General features: G+C 70.6%; 19 protein-coding genes and 1 tRNA gene. 14 read left to right on the top strand and 6 right to left on the bottom strand.

Annotated elements, in window-relative coordinates; all coding sequences use genetic code 11:
- Nucleotides 1–39: 39 nt before the first annotated feature.
- Nucleotides 40–1,791 carry a beta-galactosidase gene (locus tag AC07DI_RS21590; RefSeq protein ID WP_478905688.1) on the bottom strand — a complete coding sequence of 584 codons (1,752 nt, stop codon included), beginning with the start codon at nt 1,789–1,791 and terminating at the stop codon, nt 40–42.
- 165 nt (nt 1,792–1,956) lie between these two features.
- On the opposite strand from AC07DI_RS21590, the gene AC07DI_RS21585 reads away from it, so the two are divergent.
- From AC07DI_RS21585 to AC07DI_RS21560, 6 genes are all read left to right on the top strand, one after another.
- Nucleotides 1,957–2,865, top strand: coding sequence for a helix-turn-helix domain-containing protein (locus tag AC07DI_RS21585; protein WP_384255736.1), 909 nt, complete (start codon nt 1,957–1,959; stop codon nt 2,863–2,865).
- An 11-nt stretch (nt 2,866–2,876) separates the two neighbouring features.
- On the top strand, nt 2,877–3,266 hold the full coding sequence (locus AC07DI_RS21580) for a chorismate mutase (RefSeq protein ID WP_384255733.1): 390 nt from the start codon (nt 2,877–2,879) through the stop codon (nt 3,264–3,266).
- A gap of 57 nt (nt 3,267–3,323) precedes the next feature.
- Complete coding sequence (pepN, locus tag AC07DI_RS21575; RefSeq protein ID WP_478905687.1) at nt 3,324–5,873, top strand: aminopeptidase N; 2,550 nt, start codon at nt 3,324–3,326, stop codon at nt 5,871–5,873.
- Nucleotides 5,874–6,065: 192 nt separating this feature from the next.
- Nucleotides 6,066–6,920 carry an NAD(P)H-binding protein gene (locus AC07DI_RS21570; protein ID WP_478905686.1) on the top strand — a complete coding sequence of 285 codons (855 nt, stop codon included), beginning with the start codon at nt 6,066–6,068 and terminating at the stop codon, nt 6,918–6,920.
- Between the two features lie 186 nt (nt 6,921–7,106).
- On the top strand, nt 7,107–8,540 hold the full coding sequence (locus AC07DI_RS21565) for a pyridoxal phosphate-dependent decarboxylase family protein (RefSeq protein WP_478905685.1): 1,434 nt from the start codon (nt 7,107–7,109) through the stop codon (nt 8,538–8,540).
- The gene (locus AC07DI_RS21560) at nt 8,537–9,976 is read left to right on the top strand and encodes a lysine N(6)-hydroxylase/L-ornithine N(5)-oxygenase family protein (protein WP_478905684.1); all 1,440 of its coding nucleotides are present in this window, start codon (nt 8,537–8,539) and stop codon (nt 9,974–9,976) included. Before AC07DI_RS21565 ends, AC07DI_RS21560 begins: the two co-directional genes overlap by 4 nt.
- On the opposite strand, the gene AC07DI_RS21555 is transcribed toward AC07DI_RS21560, so the two are convergent.
- Entirely contained in the window at nt 9,966–10,376 is a 411-nt protein-coding gene (locus AC07DI_RS21555) for a hypothetical protein (RefSeq protein WP_478905683.1), read from the bottom strand. The genes AC07DI_RS21560 and AC07DI_RS21555 overlap by 11 nt on opposite strands.
- A gap of 104 nt (nt 10,377–10,480) precedes the next feature.
- On the opposite strand from AC07DI_RS21555, the gene AC07DI_RS21550 reads away from it, so the two are divergent.
- Nucleotides 10,481–11,671, top strand: coding sequence for a GDSL-type esterase/lipase family protein (locus AC07DI_RS21550; protein ID WP_478905682.1), 1,191 nt, complete (start codon nt 10,481–10,483; stop codon nt 11,669–11,671).
- Nucleotides 11,672–11,675: 4 nt separating this feature from the next.
- On the opposite strand, the gene AC07DI_RS21545 is transcribed toward AC07DI_RS21550, so the two are convergent.
- Entirely contained in the window at nt 11,676–13,481 is a 1,806-nt protein-coding gene (locus AC07DI_RS21545) for a bifunctional metallophosphatase/5'-nucleotidase (RefSeq protein WP_478905681.1), read from the bottom strand.
- A gap of 128 nt (nt 13,482–13,609) precedes the next feature.
- Here AC07DI_RS21545 and AC07DI_RS21540 point away from each other — a divergent pair, with 128 nt between their 5' ends.
- A complete protein-coding gene (locus AC07DI_RS21540) occupies nt 13,610–14,320 on the top strand; it encodes an SIMPL domain-containing protein (RefSeq protein WP_478905680.1) in 711 nt (236 codons plus the stop codon).
- 19 nt (nt 14,321–14,339) lie between these two features.
- Here AC07DI_RS21540 and AC07DI_RS21535 read toward each other — a convergent pair whose 3' ends face one another.
- Nucleotides 14,340–15,170 carry an SDR family NAD(P)-dependent oxidoreductase gene (locus AC07DI_RS21535; protein WP_478905679.1) on the bottom strand — a complete coding sequence of 277 codons (831 nt, stop codon included), beginning with the start codon at nt 15,168–15,170 and terminating at the stop codon, nt 14,340–14,342.
- Nucleotides 15,171–15,276: 106 nt separating this feature from the next.
- On the opposite strand from AC07DI_RS21535, the gene AC07DI_RS21530 reads away from it, so the two are divergent.
- From AC07DI_RS21530 to pyk, 6 genes are all read left to right on the top strand, one after another.
- On the top strand, nt 15,277–16,137 hold the full coding sequence (locus tag AC07DI_RS21530; protein ID WP_478905678.1) for a helix-turn-helix transcriptional regulator: 861 nt from the start codon (nt 15,277–15,279) through the stop codon (nt 16,135–16,137).
- A gap of 345 nt (nt 16,138–16,482) precedes the next feature.
- The gene (locus AC07DI_RS21525) at nt 16,483–17,001 is read left to right on the top strand and encodes an RNA polymerase sigma factor (RefSeq protein ID WP_384255700.1); all 519 of its coding nucleotides are present in this window, start codon (nt 16,483–16,485) and stop codon (nt 16,999–17,001) included.
- Nucleotides 17,002–17,006: 5 nt separating this feature from the next.
- Nucleotides 17,007–17,630, top strand: a complete 624-nt coding sequence (locus AC07DI_RS21520; RefSeq protein ID WP_384255697.1) for a hypothetical protein — start codon at nt 17,007–17,009, stop codon at nt 17,628–17,630.
- A gap of 141 nt (nt 17,631–17,771) precedes the next feature.
- Complete coding sequence (locus tag AC07DI_RS21515) at nt 17,772–17,930, top strand: hypothetical protein (protein WP_478905677.1); 159 nt, start codon at nt 17,772–17,774, stop codon at nt 17,928–17,930.
- Nucleotides 17,923–18,225: a hypothetical protein gene (locus tag AC07DI_RS21510; protein WP_384255691.1), complete on the top strand. Its 303-nt coding sequence runs from the start codon at nt 17,923–17,925 to the stop codon at nt 18,223–18,225. The genes AC07DI_RS21515 and AC07DI_RS21510 overlap by 8 nt, the downstream gene beginning before the upstream one ends.
- A gap of 130 nt (nt 18,226–18,355) precedes the next feature.
- On the top strand, nt 18,356–19,792 hold the full coding sequence (pyk, locus tag AC07DI_RS21505) for a pyruvate kinase (protein WP_384255689.1): 1,437 nt from the start codon (nt 18,356–18,358) through the stop codon (nt 19,790–19,792).
- Between the two features lie 3 nt (nt 19,793–19,795).
- Here pyk and AC07DI_RS21500 read toward each other — a convergent pair whose 3' ends face one another.
- Both AC07DI_RS21500 and AC07DI_RS21495 read right to left on the bottom strand, forming a co-directional pair.
- Entirely contained in the window at nt 19,796–20,572 is a 777-nt protein-coding gene (locus AC07DI_RS21500) for a transcriptional regulator (RefSeq protein WP_478905676.1), read from the bottom strand.
- A gap of 106 nt (nt 20,573–20,678) precedes the next feature.
- Nucleotides 20,679–20,753: transfer RNA gene (locus tag AC07DI_RS21495), tRNA-Leu, on the bottom strand.
- Nucleotides 20,754–20,792: the final 39 nt, after the last annotated feature.

Genomic DNA, 20,792 nt, shown 5'->3' with positions numbered 1-20,792 from the left:
GTGGGGAGGGCTGACTCGACAGCCCGCCCCACCGCCGACTCACACCAGCCCCACCCGCTCCCCGGCCCCCTCCAACTCCAGCACCCACACCTCATTCGCCCCGTCCCGCAGCACAGGGCCGGGCACGTACAGCGACATCTGCGGGCCCACCGTCCAGTAACGCCCCAGGTTGAAGCCGTTGACCCACACGAACCCCCGCGTCCAGCCGGGGAGCTCCAGGGACGCGTCGCCGGGGGAGCCGACCTCGACCGTGCCCCGGTACAGGCCGGGCCGGCCCTCGCCGGGGCCGGCCGAGGGGACCCCCCGTACCGCCGACGGCACGTCGAACGCGTCGAGCCGCAGGCCGCGTGCCCGCACCCCGTGCAGGTACTGCCGTTCGTGCAGGACGCCTCCGGTGATGCCCTTCGGCTCGCCCGTCCGGGGCCCGTAGTTGACCCTCCCCAGGGACTCCACCCACAGCTCCACGCGCGCGTGCCCGGCGACGGGCGTGCTCAACGCCGGGGTGCCCTCGGTGAGGACACCGGCGCGCTCCCCGTCGACGTACACCACCGCCCGGTCCCGAAGGCCCCGCACGCTCAGCGGGTACGGTTCGCGCGGCCCCGGCACCGTGACGGCGTACCGGACCAGGCCCCGGTCCACGTCCAGCTCCTCGAACGTGGGCGGGACGGCGTGCTCCGCCTCGGGGCCGCCCAGCCAGTCCAGGACCGTGTCCAGGGGGGCCCAGTCGGTGAGGACGGCCGACGCGGGAGCGCCGAGCGCCGGGAGCGGCGGGGGCGGCTCCGGCAGGGGACCGGACGCGTACTCCGCGAGAACCTCACGGAAGGCCCAGAACTTGGGCGTCGCGCGGCCGAACTCGTCGATCGGCGCGTCGTAGTCGTACGAGGTGACGTCGGGCTGCAGCTCGCCGTCGTGCAGGGCGCCGCCGCCCCGGTTGGCGCCCGCCCAGCCCGCGAAGTTCGTCCCGCCGTGCGCCATGTAGAGGTTCACCGACGCCCCGCACTCCAGGATCTCGCGCAGCGCCGCCGCCGCGTCACCGGCGTCCCGCACGACATGCTCCGCGCCCCAGTGATCGAACCAGCCGCACCAGAACTCCATGCACATCAACGGGCCCCTGGGCCGGTGCCTGCGCAGCGTGCCGAAGCCCGCCCGGGCGCCCGAGCCGAAGTTGGCCGTCGCGAGGACGCCCGGGACCGACCCGCCGGTCAGCATGTGGTCCTCGGGGCCGTCCGAGGTGAACAGGGGGACCGTGACGCCCTCGGCGCGCAGCAGGCCGGCCAGGTGGCGCAGGTACACCTGGTCCGAGCCGTAGCTGCCGTACTCGTTCTCGACCTGCACCATGATCACCGGGCCGCCGCCCGCACCGCCGTGCTGGCGCGGCACGATCTCCCGCAGCAGCAGGCGGAACCACCGCGACACGTGCCCCAGATACTCCTCGTCACGGGTACGCGCGCGTGCCCCCACCGCACCGGTCAGCCAGTGCGGCAGGCCGCCGTTCTCCCACTCCGCGCAGATGTAGGGCCCTGGCCGGACGATCGCCCAGAGCCCCGCCTCGCGCGCCGCGTCCAGGAACCGGCCGACGGCCCCGACGTCACGGCTGTCACCGGGGCGCGGCTCGTGCAGGTTCCACGGCACGTACGTCTCCACGCAGTTGAGGCCCATCGCCCGCAGCATCGCCAGACGATGGCCCCACTGCGCCTCGTGCACCCGGAAGTAGTGCAGCGCCCCGGAGAGCAGCCGCACCGGCCGCCCGTCCAGCTCGAAATCGTCCTCGCCGACCCTGAACCCGTTCATCGCGTCCTCTCGCTCACGTACCGCCCGCCCACGATTGCCCCTGGCGGGCGGCAGGGTCCATGGACAAAGATCGGGTCCGGTTGGACGCAACGAGACAGGACGAACGCGTCCGGCGACGCACCGAGCGGGCCGGGCCCCGGCCCGCACCGGAAGGGACGCACGCGGATGTACCACACCTGGATGCGGTATTTCACCCCGAGCCCGGCCCACCACCGGCTCGGCCTCGCCTGCCTCGGCGTCGGCCTGCAGCACGGCCTCCTGCCGACCGTGGGCCCGCGCACCCTCGACCACCACGTCGCCGTCGTCATCAGCGCGGGCGGCGGCTGGTTCCGCGGCGCCGACGGGCGCCGGACCACCGTCACCGCGCCCGCCCTGATCTGGCTCACCCCGGGCACGCGCCACCACTACGGGCCCGACCCCGAGACCGGCTGGGACGAGTGCTTCGTCGACTTCACGGGCCCCGCCACCGACACGTACACCGAACTCGGCTACATCGAACCCACCCGGCCCGTCGTACCGCTCTCCGACGCGGCCGGCGCCCGCGCCGCCGTCGCCCGCATCGCCCGCGCGGCCCGCCGCGGCAACCCCCTCCTGGAGGTCGAGACCGGCGCCGCCGTCCACGAACTCCTCGTCGCGCTGCGCCGCGCCCGCGCCGACATCGCCCCCGACGGCGACCCCGTGCTCCAGGCCCTGGCCCGCGACGCCTTCCAGCCCCTGTCCGTCGCCGAGCACGCGGCCCGGCACGGCATGACCCCCGCCGAACTGCGCACCGCAGTGCGGCGCGGCGCCGGCTGCAGCCCCAAGGACTACCTCCTCGGCATCCGCCTCGGCCGCGCCAAGGAACTCCTCGCCGCCACCGAGCTCCCCGTCGCCGCCGTCGCCCGCCGCGTCGGCTACGACGACCCCGCGTACTTCTCCCGCCTCTTCACCCGCCGGGTCGGCACGGCGCCCGTCCGCTTCCGCGACCAGCAGGGCAGGGCCGTACCCGGCGGCTGGTCCCAGCAGATACCCGACCCCGACCACCCGCCGATCCTGCGCTCCTGCGCCGATGGCGGGCCCGCACCGGCAACGTAGGCTCGTGGCCCATGACCACCAGCCACACCAGTGACGAGAACAGTGACGGCACGCCCGCGGTCGCGGACGAGACGGTGCGCGCCGAGCTGTCCCGGCTGCGCGACAGCATCGACAACATCGACGCCGCCGTCGTCCACATGCTCGCCGAACGCTTCAAGTGCACCCAGCAGGTCGGCCACCTCAAGGCCCAGCACCACCTGCCGCCCGCCGACCCCACCCGCGAGGCCCGCCAGATCGCCCGCCTGCGCCAACTGGCCGAGAACGCGAAGCTCGACCCGGCCTTCGCCGAGAAGCTGCTCAACTTCATCATCGCCGAAGTGATCAGACACCACGAGCAGATCGCGGAGGGGCCCGTGAGCGGCGACGGGACGGCTCCGGCGACGACGCCGACCACGGACTGATCCGTCCCCACCCCACGCCCCTGCACCGACCCGCCCGCCATCAGGCAGCATGACCCCATGCCCGTACTGACGCGCGACGAAGCGCAGACCCGTGCCCAGCTCATCGACGTCCACCGGTACACCGTCGAGCTCGATCTGAGCCGGGCGGCCGATCCCGCCCGCGACACCTTCGACTCCCGGACCGTCATCCGGTTCAGCGCCCGCGCCGACGGCGCCACCTTCGTCGAGCTCAAGCCCGCCGAGCTGCGCTCCGTCACCCTCGACGGGCGGCCCGTCGACCCGGCGGGCCTGGCCGACAACCGGCTCGCGCTCGACGGGCTCACCGCGGGCGAGCACGAGCTGCGCGTGGACGCCGCGATGCGCTACTCCCGTACCGGCGAGGGCATGCACCGCTTCACCGACCCCACCGACGGCGAGACGTACGTCTACACGCAGCTCTTCATGGAGGACGTGCAGCGCGTCTTCGCCGCCTTCGACCAGCCCGACCTGAAGGCCGTCTTCGAGTTCTCCGCCACCGCCCCCGAGGGCTGGACCGTCCTCGCCAACGGCGTCACCGACCACCTCGGTGGCGGGACGTGGCAGGCCGCGGCCACCCCGCCCATTTCCACCTACCTCGTCGCCGTCGCCGCGGGCCCCTGGCACTCGGTGCGCACCGAACACCGCGGACTGCCCTTCGGCATCCACTGCCGGCGCTCCCTCGCCCCCTTCATGGACGCCGACGCCGAGGAGATCCTCGACGTCACCCGCGCCTGCTACGACCGCTACCACGAGAAGTTCGACGAGCCCTACCCCTTCGACTCCTACGACCAGGCGTTCGTCCCCGAGTTCAACGCGGGCGCCATGGAGAACCCCGGCCTCGTCACCTTCCGCGACGAGTTCATCTACCGCTCCGCCGTCACCGACACCGAGCGGCAGACCCGCGCCATGGTCATCGCCCACGAGATGGCCCACATGTGGTTCGGCGACCTCGTGACCCTCACCTGGTGGGACGACATCTGGCTGAACGAGTCCTTCGCCGAGTACATGGGGTTCCAGACCACCGCCGAAGCCACCTGCTTCACCGACCCCTGGACCGACTTCGGCGTCGCCCGCAAATCCTGGGGATACGACGCCGACCAACGCCCCTCCACCCACCCCGTCGCCCCCGACCCCGACGCCGTGCCCGACACCGCGTCCGCACTGCTCAACTTCGACGGCATCTCGTACGCCAAGGGAGCAAGCGCCCTGCGCCAGCTCGTCGCCTGGCTCGGCGAGAAGGACTTCCTGGCGGGCATCAACATCCACTTCGCGCGGCACAAGTTCGCCAACGCCACCCTCGCCGACTTCATCGACTCCCTCGCCCACGCCACCGACCGCGACGTGCACGGCTGGGCCGAGGCGTGGCTGCGCACCACCGGCGTCGACACCCTCACCCCGAAGGTCTCCCACAGCGGCCGTGAGTGGACGCTCACCGTCGACCGCGACGGCGGCCCGAGCCATGACGCGGGCCCCGGCCACGGCGGCGGCCGCCCCCACCGCATCGCCGTCGGCGTCTACGACCGCGACCTCGCGGACGGCCGCTCCCTGGTCCTGCGCGAACGCTTCGAGACGGACATCCCGGCCACCGACGCCACCCCGCGCGACGGCGGGCGCCCCGCCCTCATCGTCCTCAACGACCAGGACCTCACCTTCGCCAAGATCCGCCTCGACGAGACCTCCCGGGAAACCGTCCTGCGGAGCCTCTCCGGCGTCCCGGACGCGCTCACCCGCGCCGTCCTGTGGAACAGCCTGCGCGACATGGTCCGCGACGGCGAACTCGAAAGCGCCGCCTACCTGGAGGCCGCCCGCGCGCACCTGCCCGAGGAGAGCGACCTCGCCATCGTCCAGGGCGTCCTCGCCTTCGCCACCACCCACATCGCCCACCGCTTCGCCACCCCCGGGCAACGGCCCGCCGCCCTCACCCTCCTCGGCGAACTCTGCCGCGACCTGATCCGCCGCACCGAGGACGGCTCCAACCCCGGCCTGCGCCTGACCGCGGTCCGCGGCGCCATCGACGTCGCCACCCAGGCGGCGCCCCTTCAGGCCTGGCTGAGCGAGGGCACCGTACCCGGCGGCCCCGAGCTCGACCCGGAGCTGCGCTGGCGGGCCCTCGGCCGGCTCGCCGCGCTCGACGCGACCGACGAGGCCGCCATCGCGGCCGAGCTGGAGCGCGACCCGAGCGCCACCGGCCGCGAGGGCGCGGCACGCTGCCGGGCCGCGCTGCCCGACGCGGCGGCCAAACGGGCCGCCTGGGAGGCCATGTTCGCCACCGACGAGCTGTCGAACTACCTCTTCACCGCCACCGCCCAGGGCTTCTGGCAGCCCGAACAGGCCGACCTCGTAACGGAGTACGTCCCGCGCTACTTCGAGGACGCGGTCGCCCTCGCCGCCCGCCGCGGACCCGCCATGGCCGAGGCGGCGGGCCGCTACGCCTTCCCGCTGCCCTTCGTCGACGCCGAGACGCTCCGGCTCGGCGAACGGTGCCTGCGCGACGCCGACCCCACCCCCGCCCTGCGCCGCAAGCTCGTCGACCAGCTCGACGACCTGGCACGGGCACTGCGCGTACGGCAAGGGGCGGAGAAGGGCTGACGGAGGCGGACGGGGGGGCGTAGGACCTGATGCCTACGCCCCCTGGTCCCCTGCGACTGGTCCCCTACGACGATCCGGGACCCCGCGGACCCGGCCTAGGGTGAAACGGAAGCCGCTCAGGACCCGCCCGACCGGCCCCCGGCACCAGGACCGGAGCAGACCGGCCGGGCCGCACCAGCAAGGAGCCACCCCGTGATCGTCGTGACCGGTGCCACCGGAAACGTGGGCAGCGCCCTCGTCACCCAGCTCATCGCCGAACGCGTCCCCGTACGCGCCCTCAGCCGCGACCCGCGGCGCGCGGACCTGCCCGCCGAAGCGCACACCGCCCGCCTCGACCTCACCGGCGACCTGCCCGAACCCGCCGAACTCCGTGCCCTGTTCGACGGCGCGACCGGCCTCTTCCTGCACGCACGAGCCATGGGCGAACACACCGCGGCCCTCCTCCAAACGGCCCGCGCACAGGGCGTCCGGCACGTCGCCGTCCTCTCCTCGGGCATCATCCAGGACGGCGCCGACACCACCCACCCCATCCACGTCCAGCACGCCCGACTGGAAGAGCACGTACGCGACAGCGGCCTCGACTGGACGTTCCTGCGCCCCAACGCCTTCGCCACCAACGCGTTCCAGTGGGCGCCCCAGATCCGCACCGGCGACACCGTTCGCGGCCCCTTCCCGGACGCCGTGACCGCCCCCATCCACGAGGCCGACATCGCCGCCGTCGCCGCCCGCGCCCTCCTCGACGAAGGCCACCGCGGCGCCGTCCACCGCCTCACCGGCCCCGCCCCGGTCACCACCGAGGAGCAGGTCCACACCATCGGCGCCGCCCTCGGCCGCACCCTGCGCTTCGTCGACGTACCCCCAGAGGACGTGGGGCCCGACCTCTTCCCGCACGTACCGCCCCACATGCTCCCCGCCCTCCTGCGCTCCTTCGGCGACGCGGTCGGCACCGAACCGGAGATCACCACCACCGTCAAGGCCGTCACCGGCACGCCGGCCCGCACCTTCGAGGAATGGACGGCCGACCACAAGGACGCCTTCCGCTCCTGACCATCCAAAGGCGCGCCCGTACCAACACGCCCCAGCGGGGCCCGCCCTAGCACCCCGCCCCGCCCCCACACGTTTCCTCCGTACGGCAATACCACTTTCGGGTTCCCTCGCGCCGGTATCCAGGCGCACCGGGCCGCGCGACGTACAGGCTGGTGCCCCTGTACGCGCGCACCCGGAGGACCGCCCATGAGCACCCCGCCACCCCTCGCCGGAGGCGCCCAAGGCCCCGACGCCCTGCGGCCGTTGCTCGCAGCAGCCCTCGAAGGCCTGTACACCGGCACGGCCGCCCGCCAAGGCCCCCTCCCCGCCGGCGGCCCCGAAGCCGTCGCCGACCGCGTCCGCGCCGCCGCCGAACCGGTCCTCCCCGAACACGGCACGGGACCCGAGGCGGCCCTGCGCACCCTCGTCCACACCCTCGCCGAAGGCGCCGCCGACCCCGCGGACCCGCTCTGCGCCGCCCACCTGCACTGCCCACCCCTCGCCGTCGCAGCCGCCGCCGACCTCGCCGTCTCCGCCCTCAACCCCTCCATGGACTCCTGGGACCAGGCACCCGCCGCGACCGCGCTCGAAGCCCTCGTCACCCGCGCCCTGGCCGCCGAGATCCACGACGGCGGCGACGCCCTCGTCACCACCGGCGGCACCGAGGCCAACCAGCTCGCCCTCCTCCTCGCCCGCGAAAGCCCCACAAGCCACGGCCCCCTGCGCCTCCTCACCGGCGAGAACGCCCACCACTCCCTCGCCCGCGCCGCCTGGCTCCTCGGCCTCCCCGACCCCGTCGTCGTACCCGCCCCCGCGGGCACCCTCGACCCCGCCGCCCTCGACGAAGCCCTCACCGAACTCGGCGGCCCACCGGGCACCTTCCTCGTCGCCGCCACCGCGGGCACCACCGACGCCGGACTCATCGACCCCCTCGACGAGATCGCCGACCTGTGCGCCGCCCACGGCGCCCGACTCCACATCGACGCCGCGTACGGCGGAGGACTCCTCTTCAGCGACACCCGCAAGGAACAGCTGCGCGGCCTCAACCGCGCCGACACCGTCGCCCTCGACCTGCACAAACTCGGCTGGCAACCCGCCGCCGCCGGCCTCCTCGCCGCCCGCGACCCCCGCGACCTGCACGCCCTCGCCCACCGCGCCGACTACCTCAACGCCGACGACGACACCGAAGCGGGACTCCCCGACCTCCTCGGCCGCTCCCTGCGCACCACCCGGCGCCCCGACGTGCTCAAGATCGCCGTCACCCTCAAGGCCCTCGGCCGCACCGGACTCGGCGCCCTAGTCGACCAGGTCTGCGACCGGGCGGCCGAGTTCGCCGCCCTCATCGACGCCCACCCCGCCTTCGAGCTCTACGACACCCCCGCCATCAGCACCGTCCTGTTCCGCCCCACGAACGCCACCGACGACCACATCGCCCACGTACGCAGACGGCTGCTCACCGAAGGCACCGCCGTACTCGGCCGCGCCGACCTCGACGGCCGCCGATGGCTCAAGGCCACCCTCCTCAACCCCCACACCCGGCCCGGCGACCTCGCCGCACTCCTCAAGCTCGTCGAAGAACCCGACACCGCACCCACCGCCGCGCCCGCCCCCGACCACGTGGAAGGAACCACCCCCCGATGACCGGCACACCCGACCACCCCCGCCCCCGGCCGCTCACCACCCCCGAAGACCCCCGCGACCTGGTCGGCATCGGCATCGGCCCGTTCAACCTCTCCCTCGCCGCCCTCGCCCAGCCCCTCGGCGAACTCGACACCGCCTTCTACGAACAGCGCCCCGAATTCCACTGGCACCCCGGACTCCTCATCGACGGCGCCACCCTCCAAGTCCCCTTCCTCGCCGACCTCGTGACCCTCGCCGACCCCGCGAACCCCTGGTCCTTCCTCAACTACCTCAAGACCCGCGAGCGGCTCTTCCCCTTCTACTTCGCCGAGCGCTTCCACATCCAGCGCGCCGAATACGACGCGTACTGCCGCTGGGTCAGCGAGAACCTCACCGGACTCCACTTCGGACACCAGATCGACGCCGTCCGCTGGAACCCCGAACGCGGCCTCTTCGAAGTCGACTTCACCCAGCTCGACACCGACGGCGAAGCCGAAGCCCTCGGACGCACCTACACCAAGAACATCGCCCTCGGCATCGGCACCGCCCCCCACATCCCCGAACCCCTCAAACCCCTCACCGAAGCCCCCACCGCCCCCGTCATCCACTCCGCGGACTACCTCCACCACCGCGACCTGCTGCTCAGTGCCGAACACATCACCGTCATCGGCTCAGGGCAGTCCGGCGCCGAGATCTTCCTCGACCTGCTTCGCGCCCGCCCCGCGGGACAGGAGAAGATCCACTGGCTCGCCCGCACCGAGGCCTTCGCACCCATGGAGTACTCCAAACTCGGCCTGGAACACTTCACGCCCGACTACACCCGCTACTTCCACGCCCTGCCCGAAGCCGTCCGCGACGGCCTCGTCCCGCACCAGTGGCAGCTCCACAAAGGCATCGACGCCGACACCATCGCCGCCATCCACGACGAGCTCTACCGCCGCACCCTGCACGGCGGCTGGCCCGACGCCGTCCTCACCCCCGGCGTCCGCGTACGCACCGCGGGCCGCGTCGCCACCACCCGCGTCGAACTCCACCTCGAACACCTGCAACAGGGCACCCGCTCCCGGCTCACCACCGACGCCGTAGTCCTCGCCACCGGCTACCGCGAGCGCCCCCTGGACCAGCTCCTCGCCGGCCTCGACCCCTACATCCGCAGGGACTCATCGGCCCGCCCCCGCATCGACGAGCAGTACCGCCTCGTCCTCGACCCGTCCGTCACCGGATCGGTCTACGTACAGAACGGCGAACGCCACACCCACGGCGTCGGCGCCCCCGATCTCGGCCTCGCCGCCTGGCGCAGCGCCACCATCCTCAACTCCCTCTCGGACGACGCCCCCTACCCGCTGCCCGACCGCACCGCGTTCACCACCTTCGGCCTCCAGAGCTCCGAACGCCGTACCGGCACCGCGGGCCGCATCGGCGAACAGCGCGGAAACCTCGTACGTCTCAAGAGCTGACATCCCCCGCCGCCAGCTCTCCGACCCGCGCCACCACCCCGCCCGACCTCGGACACGACCACACCGCGACGCCCGCCACCACCCCGGCCGCCAGCGGATGCGTGTCCGGGTGCGCCGGGCACTCCGGCCACACGGCGGGCGCCAGCTCCGCGCACAGCGCCTCGACCGCCCAGTCCGACGCCTGATCCGCGAACTCCGCCGTCAGAGCCTGTGTCATATCCCCGGCCCCCTCGGCGCCGAAGCGCACGACAAGACCCGCGCCCGAACCGTCCGGCCCGTACAGCGCGACGTACTCCCCGAACTGCGGATCCCGCTCCTCCCGGACGACGGGGCGCACCGCGCACGTCGCCGACAGATCACGGAGCACCGGTTCGAGAGCGGCGGCAATTACCGTATCCATGGGGCGAATTGTCCCCGCCCAAGCGCCCACACGCCGCCGAATATTCCTGCGAGAAAAACGCCCCGCCGCGAAATACCCGTCCCGCCCGCCCGGTTCAGACGATCATGACCACCGACACCACAGCCTCCTGGACCGCAGCCTTCCGCTCCGCCGTCGTCAGCTCCCACGAAAGCATCGAACTCTTCGAACGACGCGGCTTCGCCGGCCACACACTCCGCCAGATCATCCGGCTCGACGGCGGCGGCACCGCCGTCCGCGTCCACCTCAGCAACCGCTACGGCAAGGAACCCCTCCACATCGGCGGCGCCCGCCTCGCCAGACGCACCGAAGGAAGCGGCATCGACGCGGACAGCGATACGCCGGTCCGCTTCGGCGGCGCCGAGGACTTCACCGTCCCCGTCGGCGAGGACGCCGTCAGCGACCCCGTCGAGCAGACCGTGCGGGCCGGCGACGAACTCGCCCTCACCCTCTGGCTGCCCGACGACACCGGCCTCTCCACCTACTCGGCCGTCCCCCTGCGCACCGGCTACGCCGTACCCGGCAACGCCCTCACCGCGCCCACCCTCCACGGCACCGAAGGCCTGGAGGAACTCGCCACCCGCCACTTCATCAGCGGCGCCGACGTCCTCGCCCCCACCCGCACCCCCATCACCGTCGCCTTCGGAGACTCCTGGTTCGAAGGCACCGGCACCACCCCCGACACCGACCACCGCTTCCCCGACCTCCTCAACGACCGGCTGCGCGCCGCGGGAAGCACCGGCTGGGTCGTGAACCAAGGTCTGTCCGCCAACCGGCTGCTCACCGACGAGGTCGGCGAACACGCCCTGGCCCGACTGCGCCGCGACGTCCTCGACGTGCCCGGCGTCACCCACGTCCTGGTCCACTTCGGCCTCAACGACCTCGGCATACCCGGCCAGGAGGCCTACCCCGACCCCGCACCCACCCCCACCGCCGCCGACCTCATCGCCGGCTTCACCGCCCTCGCCGACCGCCTCCACGCGGCAGGCCTCACCGCCACCATCACCACCGTCGGCCCCTACAAGGACACGGTCTACGAGGGCTACTCCACCCCCGAAGGCGTCGCCGTCGCACGCGAGGTCAACGACTGGATCCGCAGCGGGAACAGCCCCTTCGACGCCTACGCCGACTTCGCCGCCGCCGTCGCGGACCCCGCCGACCCCGACAGGATCCACGACGACTACGACAGCGGCGACGGCCTGCACGTCAACGACGCGGGCGCCCAGGCACTCGCCGACGCCGTCGACCTGGCCACCCTGGGAATCCAGCAGCCGTGACGGCCTAGAACACCGGCGTGCCGTCCCGGGTCAGCTTCCAGTCCACCGACGCGAACCGACCCGGGTCGACCGTGCCCTTCGCCTTCACCCAGCCGATGATCGTGTTCCGGATCTCCTCGGAATTCGCCCACAACTGCTTGGCGCCCGCGATGTGCGGGAAATTCCCGCCCCCGCTCGCCCGGTAGTTGTTCACCGCGAGCACGAACTCCGCCTTCGGATCGATCTCCTTGCCCTCGAACGCCAGCTTGACGATCCGCGACCCCACCGGCTTCGCGATGTCCACCTCGTACGTCACGCCCCGCACCGCGTCATAGTTGTAGTCCGGGATGTTGTCGGCGTTCGTGAGCTTCTCGGGGTCGACCGGACCACCGGCAGGAGTACGCACGTAGTACCGCGCCGAGAACTCCAGATAATCCTTGAGCTGCGCGCCCGTGAGCAGCCGCGCCTCCAGCGTGTTCTCGAACGGATAGAGCCCCGCCGCGTCCTTGATCGTCACATCGCCCGCCGGGATCCGCGCCGTGCGCGAGAAGCACGAACCCTGCGAAAGCACCGGCAGCGCCGCATACGCGCCACCCTTCAGCGCCGCCGCCACCGTCTCCGTCTGCACCAGATTGATCAGATCGATGATGGCGACATCCTTGTACGGGCCCTCGGCCGTGCTCATCGCCGCCGTCGACGTGCCGATCACCTGATTCACGTACGCGACGACCTTCTTGTGCTCGTCCGCCAGCAGCCGTGTGATCTTCTTGTCCTCGGCCGCCGTGTTGGAGTTCAGAACCTTCGCACCGGCCCGCTCCACCGTCCAGCGGCCCTTCGCCCACACCAGATCGAAGTCGAACAGCGTGAGGCGCTGCCCCCACTTCAACGGCTCGGAAAGGACGACCTTCTTCCCCGTCTTCTTGTTCTCCACGAAGTACTCGGGAATCTCCGTGTGCGCGTGCCCGACCAGAATCGCGTCGATCCCCGGCACCTGCTCCGCCACCAGACCGGCCGCGTTCTCGACGTACGGCAACTGATCACCGTACGACGACGTGCCGCTGGAACCCGAGTGCGCCGACACGATCACCACATCCGCACCCATCGACCGCAGCTTCGGCACCCACTTCGCCGCCTGCTCCTCAAGGCCCGGGAACACCATCTTCCCCTGCACATTCGCCTTGTCCCAGATCGCGATGCCCGGATTGGTCAGACCCAGCACCGCCACCTTCACCTCCCGGCCGTGCGGCGTACGCAGACGCTTCATGAAGTACGGCGGGAAAGCGGGCTTCGCCGTCCTCGCGTCCAGCGCGTTCGCACCGAGCAGCGGAAAGTCGCACTGCTCCTCGAACTTGCGCAGCACCGGAATGCCGTAGTTGAACTCGTGATTGCCGAGCGCCGCCGCGTCGTACCCGATCGCGTTCATCGCCTGCGCCATCGGATGCACCGGACCGTGCTCGGCGGTGATCGGATCGACCTTCGCGTAGTAGTACGAGAGCTGCGTGCCCTGAATCGTGTCGCCCGCGTCGATGAGAAGGGTGTTGCGGCGACCCTTCTCCTTCCGGACCTGATTCACCAGCGTCGAGATCTTCGCCAGGCCCACATCGTTGTGGTCCTTGTCGTCGAACTCCTTGTCCGTGAAGTAGTCCCAGTTGAAGACATTGCCGTGCAGATCCGTCGTCCCCAGCACGGTGAACGAGTACCGCTTCTCGCGCCGCCCGCCCTTGCGCGACTCACCGGCCTCCGCGGCCGGTGCCACGGCCGCGCCCGTCACCGCCAACCCCACACCCGTGGCAGCAGACGTACCCAGGAACTTCCGGCGGTTCAGCGGCATTTCCGTACTCCTCAGTCGACCGATGTAACGCGCGTAGATTCTGACCCCGGCCACCCGGCCCGCAACAGACCTTCCAGGTTTCGATCCGGTGACTGTCCGGTGCGCCCACCCGGTGCGAGAGTGACCGCATGGACACCGCACCCACCCCCCACGGCACCCCCGACGCCCCCCGACTCGCCGTCCGCGGCGAAGCCCACCTCGAAGTCGACCCCGAGATCGCCCGCATCAGCATCACCGTCAACGCCCGCGGCACCGACCGCCGCGACGCCCTGAACGACCTCACCCGACGCAACGCCGCCGTCCTCGACCTCATCAAGGCCTACGGCGACACCGTCGAAAAACTGGAGACCGGCGCCTTCTCCATCAGCCCCGAACTCACCAGACACGGCCGAGGCGAACGCGTCCGCGCCTACCACGGCCGCGTCCACACCACCGCCGAACTCACCGACTTCACCGCCCTCGGCGAACTCACCACCCGCATCGCCGACCTCGACCTCACCCGCGTCGAAGGCCCCTGGTGGGCCCTGCGCCCCGACTCACCCACCCACAGCCAGGCCCGCCGGCAAGCCGTCCGCGAAGCGGTCCAGCGCGCCCGCGAATACGCCGAAGCCCTCGGCACCAACCTCGCCGCCCTCACCGAACTCGCCGACATCGGCGCCGACAACCCCACCCCCGCATACGGCTACGGCAGCCCCGCCGGCGCCATGCGCTCCATCGCCTACGGCGGCGCCCCCGACCTCCCCGAGAACGCCGCCCCCCTGGACCTCGAACCCCAGCGCCAGCACGTCTACGCCCAGGTCAACGCGCGGTTCACCATGGTTCCCCCGGACCTGCGGTAGCCGGTGGGCCCCGCCCCGCTCAGGCCAGCATGCCGCCGTCGACCGGCAGCACCGCGCCCGTGACATAGGAAGCACGGTCGCTCAGCAGCCACGCGGCGGCCTCCGCGATCTCCCGCGGAGCGGCGGCACGACCCAACGGCGTCCGGGCATTGAGCTGATCGATGGTGCCCGGCGACCGCTCGTCCCACTCCAACAGCATCTCGGTGAGCGTCGTCCCGGGCGCCACCGCGTTGACCCGGATGCCCTCGGGGCCGTACGTCGCGGCCGCCGACGCCGTCAGACTGTTCAGCGCCCGCTTCGCCGCCCCGTACGCGGGCAACTGCGGATTGGCCGTCAGAGCGCCGACACTGGACGTGTTGACGATGGCCCCGCGCCCGGACGTCGCACGCATGGCCGCGACCTGCGCCGCCATCGCCCACCACGGCCCCTTCACATTGACGGCGTAGACACGGTCGAAATCGGCCTCCGACAACTGATCCATCGGCCCCGGCGGCTGCCCCGTCGCACCATTGTTGAATGCCACGTCCAACCGGCCGTACACCTCCACACAACGCTCCACCGCCGCCCGCACACTCACCGGATCGGCCAGATCGCACACCACATACTCCGCGCTGCCCCCGCCCGCCCGGATCTCCTCCGCCACCGCGGCGAGCTGACCCTCCGTACGCGCCGCCAGGAGCACCCGCGCACCCTCCCCGGCGAACAGCCGCGCCGCCGCCGCACCGATGCCACGACCGGCACCCGTGACGAAAGCGACCTTGCCGGCGAGCAGACCGGCACCCGGATCGGACGGAACCGGCGCAGATGTGAGCGATGTGCTGTTGCTCGTGTTGTTCCTCGTGTCGTTCATGGACCGAGCCTGCGCCCCGCCACCCACCTCATCCAGGCACCAGCAGTACCTGGCTGAGCCCGCCCCGGCGCAGGTCCACGCAGGTCAGCTCGTCCACACTGGTCACGTGGAACGACGTCAGCAACGAGAACTCGGCGATTTCCTGCGCAGCCGACGGGAGCGGATCACCCCCGCCGACGTGGGACTGCCCGCCGGACCGCGCCGCCGCACCCCCGGCCTGCGCCGCGAAGAAGTGGCACAGCTGGCCTACATCTCCACCGAGTACTACACCCGCCTGGAACAGGCCCGCGCCCCGCACCCCTCCCGCGAAGTCCTCGCCCACGTCACCCGCGCCCTGCGCCTCTCGGACGTCGAACGCGACCACCTCCACCACCTGGCAGGACTCCCGCCAGGACCGCCGCCAGGACCCTCCCGAGAAGTACGGCAGAGCATCGTCGAGCTGCTGGACAGGCTGCCCGGGGCCGCGGCGGTCGTCCTGTCCGCCACGTACGAGGTCATCGCCTGGAACCCGCTGGCCACCGCCCTCATGGAGGACTTCTCCGCCCTGCCGCGGCCGGCCCGCAACCTCATCCGTCGCACCTTCCTCGCCCCCTACCGGCACGGCCGGCGGCTGTACGGCGTCACCGACGCGGACGAGTTCGCCCGGACCTCCGCCCAGCACCTGCGCACCGCCGCCGCCCGCTACCCCGACGATCCGGAAGTGACCGGTCTCGTCGAGGAACTCCTCAACGGCAGCGAGGAGTTCGCCCACCTCTGGGCCGCCCACGACGTCACCGACCGGCCCACCCTGTGCAAGACCTTCGAGCACCCCCTCGTCGGCCCGGTCACCCTGCGCTGCGACGTCCTGGACATCACCGACCGGGACCAGCGTGTAGTCGTCTACACCGCAGCGCCCGGCTCGCCGTCGGAAGAGGCGATGCGGCTGCTGTCGGTCGTCGGCACGCAGACGGTGAATGTGCCCGGTTGACGCCACCGGTCGACCTGATGTTCGGGTGGGCTGTGTTCGGACAAAGTCACCCGTACGTGTCTGCGGGGCCATCGCGCACATCGCCCTCGCGTGTGACTTGAGCCACACACGCCGCTGATATTGGCGTAGACCTTGCACCATGCGCAACGGCGAACCCCATGGTCACGCTCCGTTACCCACGAGTATGTGGTGACGTTGTGCAGCGTTCAATGATCACTACGTAATATTCGCTCCTCCACGCATGCGTGTTCGCCCACTTCGAGCGGTTGAGTAACCCTCACCAGTGGGCGACGGGACAAGAGTTGACGGTCGCCCTTCGCTTCAAGCCCTCCATGAAGAGGACTCATGCCCGAAGATGTCCACGCGGAGGACGGCAGCAGCCCAGTAGCCGAGTCCGTGCTGCCACTGCCGCTGGAATTCGAAACGCTCTACCTGACCAACCAGGAAGCGTTTCACGCCTACGCGTTGCTGCGACTCGGCACCAACGGCGCTGCCGAAGACGCGGTGCACCGCGCGTTCCTGGAAATCCTGCAGCACTGGAACGCACTGATCGAAGAGAGCGACGTACAACAGCAGACGTGGGCGATCCTCCGACGGGTCGTCATGTCACAGACCCTCAGAGCCTTCCGCAAGCGCCTGGCCCTGCTGCCCAGCGACATCGGCCTCTTCCGGGCCATGAGCAACCTGCCGCCACGCCAGTTCGACGTCATCGTCCTGCGCTACGTCCTGCAGTACGACACCAACAGGATCAGCGGATACATGGGCGTCACGCCCAGCACCGTCGACTACCACTGCCGCAAGGCGAAGGAGCGGCTGGAGCCCGCCGTGGCCTCACACATCAAGACCCAGGGGGACCGGGAATGACAAAGATGGAGACACTACTGGCACAGGTCGGCACGGAACTACGCACCCGACGGCGCCCGTTCGACGTAGCAGCCGGACTCCGCCGCCTCGCCGAAGACGCCGGCTACATACCCCAGACCAGAGAAATGCCACCCGTCGCACGAGCCCGCCGCCAACTCACCGCAGTGGTCCGCGGCACACTCGACCAGACCGGCGCGGCCATCCACATCGAACGCCTCGCACAAGAAATCGGCGAAGACGGCCCCGACGGCAACCGCACACCACTCAAAGACCTCGACATCGGCGGCGCACACGTATTCGCCTGCATGCTCCACCTCGCCGACCACCCCGAAAGCGCCCAGTTCTGGTGGCAACTCGCCGCAGGCGCCGGAAACCGCACCGCCGTCCACTGCCTCTACCTCCACCACCTCGGACGCGGAGAAAACCCCGAAGCCACCCACTGGCTCGGCCAGCTCCAGCACTGCCACGACGACACCCTCACCGACCACTTGGCCCACGGCACCCGCGAACCCGGCATCACCGCCGAAGTGGCCCGCCTCGCCGCCCGCGACGACACCGAACCCGTCCTCGTCTGCCGCCCCGAACGCGAAATCGCCGACCGCCTCCAGCACTGCGCCCAACAGCACTGACCCCACCGACCGCACCCCGCCGACCACACCCCACCAACCACACCCCCCGCCAACCACAAAGAGCCTGCCAAGCGGTCCCGGTTCCTACGCCACCGACCGCCGACAGGCTCCCCAACAGGCACGCCCCCAGGAGGACCACCCATGCCGCAGCCTAAGCCGAAGCCCGCACCCGCCACCAGCGCACCACCGGCCAAGAGCCGCCGCAAAGACGCCGCCACCCACCTCCTGCGCGGCACCTGCTACGGCCTCGGCACCGGCCTCGCCAGCCTCGCCGCCCGCTGGATCCAGCAACATGACTGACCACCACGACAGGGGCTCCTTCGCCCGCTGGCTGCTACGCCACTACCGACTCGCCGGATACGACACCGACGACGTCGAAGCGCACATCCGCATCGTCGTCACCGCCGCCGTCGCCCTCGACACGGGACTCACCCCCGAACAGACGACCGCACTCGCCCACACCCTCGCCGTCACACCACAAGAGATCACCGACGCCTACGCCACCGAGATCCGCCAACGCACCCTGGAAAAGATCCTCGCCCACCCCGGCCTCGCCGAACTCGACACCCACCTCGACCACATCACCCGCTGGTAATACAACGGAGCCGCTCATCGGAGCGGCTCCCCGCACAATTCAACACTTGTCAACACCCCTTCACGCAAAGGTTGTTGAGTAGTCACCCCCGACCAATTCTCTACCCGCCGGTAAGCCCTAGGCTCGAACCATGCGCCGAGCAAAAATCGTCTGCACCCTGGGACCCGCCACCGACTCGTACGACCAGATCAAGGCACTGGTCGAAGCCGGAATGGACGTCGCCCGCTTCAACCTCAGCCACGGCACCCACGCCGAACACGAGGAGCGCTACCAGCGCGTGCGAAAGGCCTCCGAGGAGACCGGACGCAGCGTCGGCATCCTCGCCGACCTTCAAGGCCCGAAGATCCGCCTCGGCCGCTTCAGCGAAGGACCCGTACTCCTCGAACGCGGCGACGAGTTCACCATCTCCGTCGAAGCCGGCATAGAGGGCGACCGCCAACACTGCGGCACCACCTACGACGGCCTCGCCGACGACGTCACCACCGGCGAACGCATCCTCGTCGACGACGGCAAGGTCACCCTCGAAGTCACCTCCGTCATCGGCCCCCGCGTCACCACATCCGTCATCGAAGGCGGCATGGTCTCCGACCACAAAGGCCTCAACCTCCCCGGCGTCGCCGTCTCCGTCCCCGCCCTCAGCGACAAGGACGAAGCAGACCTCCGCTGGGCCCTGCGTTCAGGCCTCGACATCATCGCCCTCTCCTTCGTACGCAGCGGACGCGACATCGAAGACGTCCACCGCATCATGGACGAAGAAGGCCGCCGCCTCCCCGTCATCGCCAAAGTCGAAAAGCCCCAAGCCGTCGACAACATCGAAGACATCGTCGCCGCCTTCGATGGCATCATGGTCGCCCGCGGCGACCTCGGCGTCGAAATGCCCCTGGAACAAGTCCCCATCGTCCAGAAGCGCGCCATCAAACTCGCCAAACGCAACGCCAAACCCGTCATCGTCGCCACCCAGATGCTCGACTCGATGATCGACAACTCCCGCCCCACCAGGGCCGAAGCGAGCGACGTCGCCAACGCCGTCATCGACGGCACCGACGCCGTCATGCTCTCCGGCGAGACCAGTGTCGGCAAATACCCCATCGAGACCGTCAAAACGATGGGCCGCATCGTCGAAGCTGCCGAGGAAGACATCCTCGCGAAGGGCCTGCCGCCGCTCACCGAACGCAGCAAACCCCGCACCCAAGGCGGCGCCGTCGCCCGCGCCGCCGCCGAAATGGGCGACTTCCTCGGCGCCAAATTCCTCGTCGCCTTCACCCAGTCCGGCGACACCGTCCGCCGCCTCTCCCGCTACCGCTCACCCATCCCGCTCCTCGCCTTCACCCCCGACAAGGCGACCCGCTCCCAGCTCAACCTCACGTGGGGCGTGGAAACCCTCCTTGGCCCGCACGTCGACTCCACCGACGCGATGGTCGAGCAGGTCGACGAACTGCTGCTCAAGAGCGGCCGCTGCGACAAGGGCGACACGGTGGTCATCACGGCGGGCTCCCCGCCGGGCGTCCCCGGTTCGACGAACCTGGTCCGCATTCACCACATCGGCGAGGACGACAGCCCGGAGTAGGCGTCAGTACTTCGGGCCGATGTGGGTGTCCATGAGGGCGACGTCGTCCTTACGGGCCACGGAGATGTTGCACGGGTTGCCGTGGCGGGTGCAGTGCGTCCAGCTGACGCCGAGCTTGTCGAGGGTGTCGGTGAAGAGTTCCCTGATGTCGTCCGACTTGTTGGTGAAGAAGTACCGGGGGTATTCGTAGCGCTTGCGTACGCCGCTGACGATGCGGGTCGTCCAGTTGGTGATGCGGCAGCCGTCGGAGTGGATGAGCCCCCGGATGAACGCCCAGGGATGGGCGTCGACGATCTCCTGTTGCCAGGGTTCGAGGGCGATGGTGCGGTGATGCTTCTTACCGGGCCCGTGCTGCGGGAATAGGCACGGCCAGTGTTTGCTGAAGGAAGTGACGTACTGGCAGCCGACGCTCTGGACCCGGCACACCTTGTTGTTCGGGCGTACGGCCGAGATGGCTGCGGCGCAGGCTTCGATGAGGCCGGGCCAAGCATCGGCACAGGCGATCCGCAGGGAATGGACACCGCGCCGCTGGAGGCTGATGCAGCCGTCGCCGAGATAGAGCCCCAGCAGGTACGAGTACGCGGCGGAGTTCTCGGGAGCGTGCGGCCTGTCCGCGCATCGAGGGCACGGGTCGGCGCGGCCGTGGACGAGTGGCTCGATGCGCGTCTGCCAGGAACGGATGGCGGCTCTGGATACGCCGGTCTCTTTGCTGACGGAGTTCAGACTGCGGCCTTGGCCGATCAGCACCATGGCCCGCTTGCGTGTGCCCATGTCGTACATGAGCTCACTGTGCGGAGCTCCGGGCCTCGGAGCACAGCAAAAAGCGGATGTTCACGGGAACGAGAACATCCGCTTGCAGATGGTGACCTTGGAGATTAAGGAAAAGTGCCCCGGGTGGGACTCGAACCCACACTGTAAGGTGTTTGAGACCTTCGTCTGCTGCCAATTGGACTACCGGGGCCCAGCGAATTAAAGGTTTACCCTGACCCGCTGCCCACCC

The organism is Streptomyces sp. NPDC044106 (genome assembly GCF_056433985.1).
Note: the sequence above shows the minus strand (reverse complement) of the source record. Positions and strands in the feature narration are given on the sequence as shown.

Coding starts and splice junctions, on each gene's coding strand:
- AC07DI_RS21545 (WP_478905681.1), bottom strand. CDS start 13,481: ATGCCGCTGAACCGCCGGAAGTTCCTGGGTACGTCTGCTGCCACGGGT.
- AC07DI_RS21550 (WP_478905682.1), top strand. CDS start 10,481: ATGACCACCGACACCACAGCCTCCTGGACCGCAGCCTTCCGCTCCGCC.
- AC07DI_RS21510 (WP_384255691.1), top strand. CDS start 17,923: ATGACTGACCACCACGACAGGGGCTCCTTCGCCCGCTGGCTGCTACGC.
- AC07DI_RS21565 (WP_478905685.1), top strand. CDS start 7,107: ATGAGCACCCCGCCACCCCTCGCCGGAGGCGCCCAAGGCCCCGACGCC.
- AC07DI_RS21585 (WP_384255736.1), top strand. CDS start 1,957: ATGTACCACACCTGGATGCGGTATTTCACCCCGAGCCCGGCCCACCAC.
- pepN (WP_478905687.1), top strand. CDS start 3,324: ATGCCCGTACTGACGCGCGACGAAGCGCAGACCCGTGCCCAGCTCATC.
- AC07DI_RS21560 (WP_478905684.1), top strand. CDS start 8,537: ATGACCGGCACACCCGACCACCCCCGCCCCCGGCCGCTCACCACCCCC.
- AC07DI_RS21590 (WP_478905688.1), bottom strand. CDS start 1,791: ATGAACGGGTTCAGGGTCGGCGAGGACGATTTCGAGCTGGACGGGCGG.
- AC07DI_RS21555 (WP_478905683.1), bottom strand. CDS start 10,376: ATGGATACGGTAATTGCCGCCGCTCTCGAACCGGTGCTCCGTGATCTG.
- AC07DI_RS21500 (WP_478905676.1), bottom strand. CDS start 20,572: ATGTACGACATGGGCACACGCAAGCGGGCCATGGTGCTGATCGGCCAA.
- pyk (WP_384255689.1), top strand. CDS start 18,356: ATGCGCCGAGCAAAAATCGTCTGCACCCTGGGACCCGCCACCGACTCG.
- AC07DI_RS21515 (WP_478905677.1), top strand. CDS start 17,772: ATGCCGCAGCCTAAGCCGAAGCCCGCACCCGCCACCAGCGCACCACCG.
- AC07DI_RS21535 (WP_478905679.1), bottom strand. CDS start 15,170: ATGAACGACACGAGGAACAACACGAGCAACAGCACATCGCTCACATCT.
- AC07DI_RS21540 (WP_478905680.1), top strand. CDS start 13,610: ATGGACACCGCACCCACCCCCCACGGCACCCCCGACGCCCCCCGACTC.
- AC07DI_RS21525 (WP_384255700.1), top strand. CDS start 16,483: ATGCCCGAAGATGTCCACGCGGAGGACGGCAGCAGCCCAGTAGCCGAG.
- AC07DI_RS21580 (WP_384255733.1), top strand. CDS start 2,877: ATGACCACCAGCCACACCAGTGACGAGAACAGTGACGGCACGCCCGCG.
- AC07DI_RS21520 (WP_384255697.1), top strand. CDS start 17,007: ATGGAGACACTACTGGCACAGGTCGGCACGGAACTACGCACCCGACGG.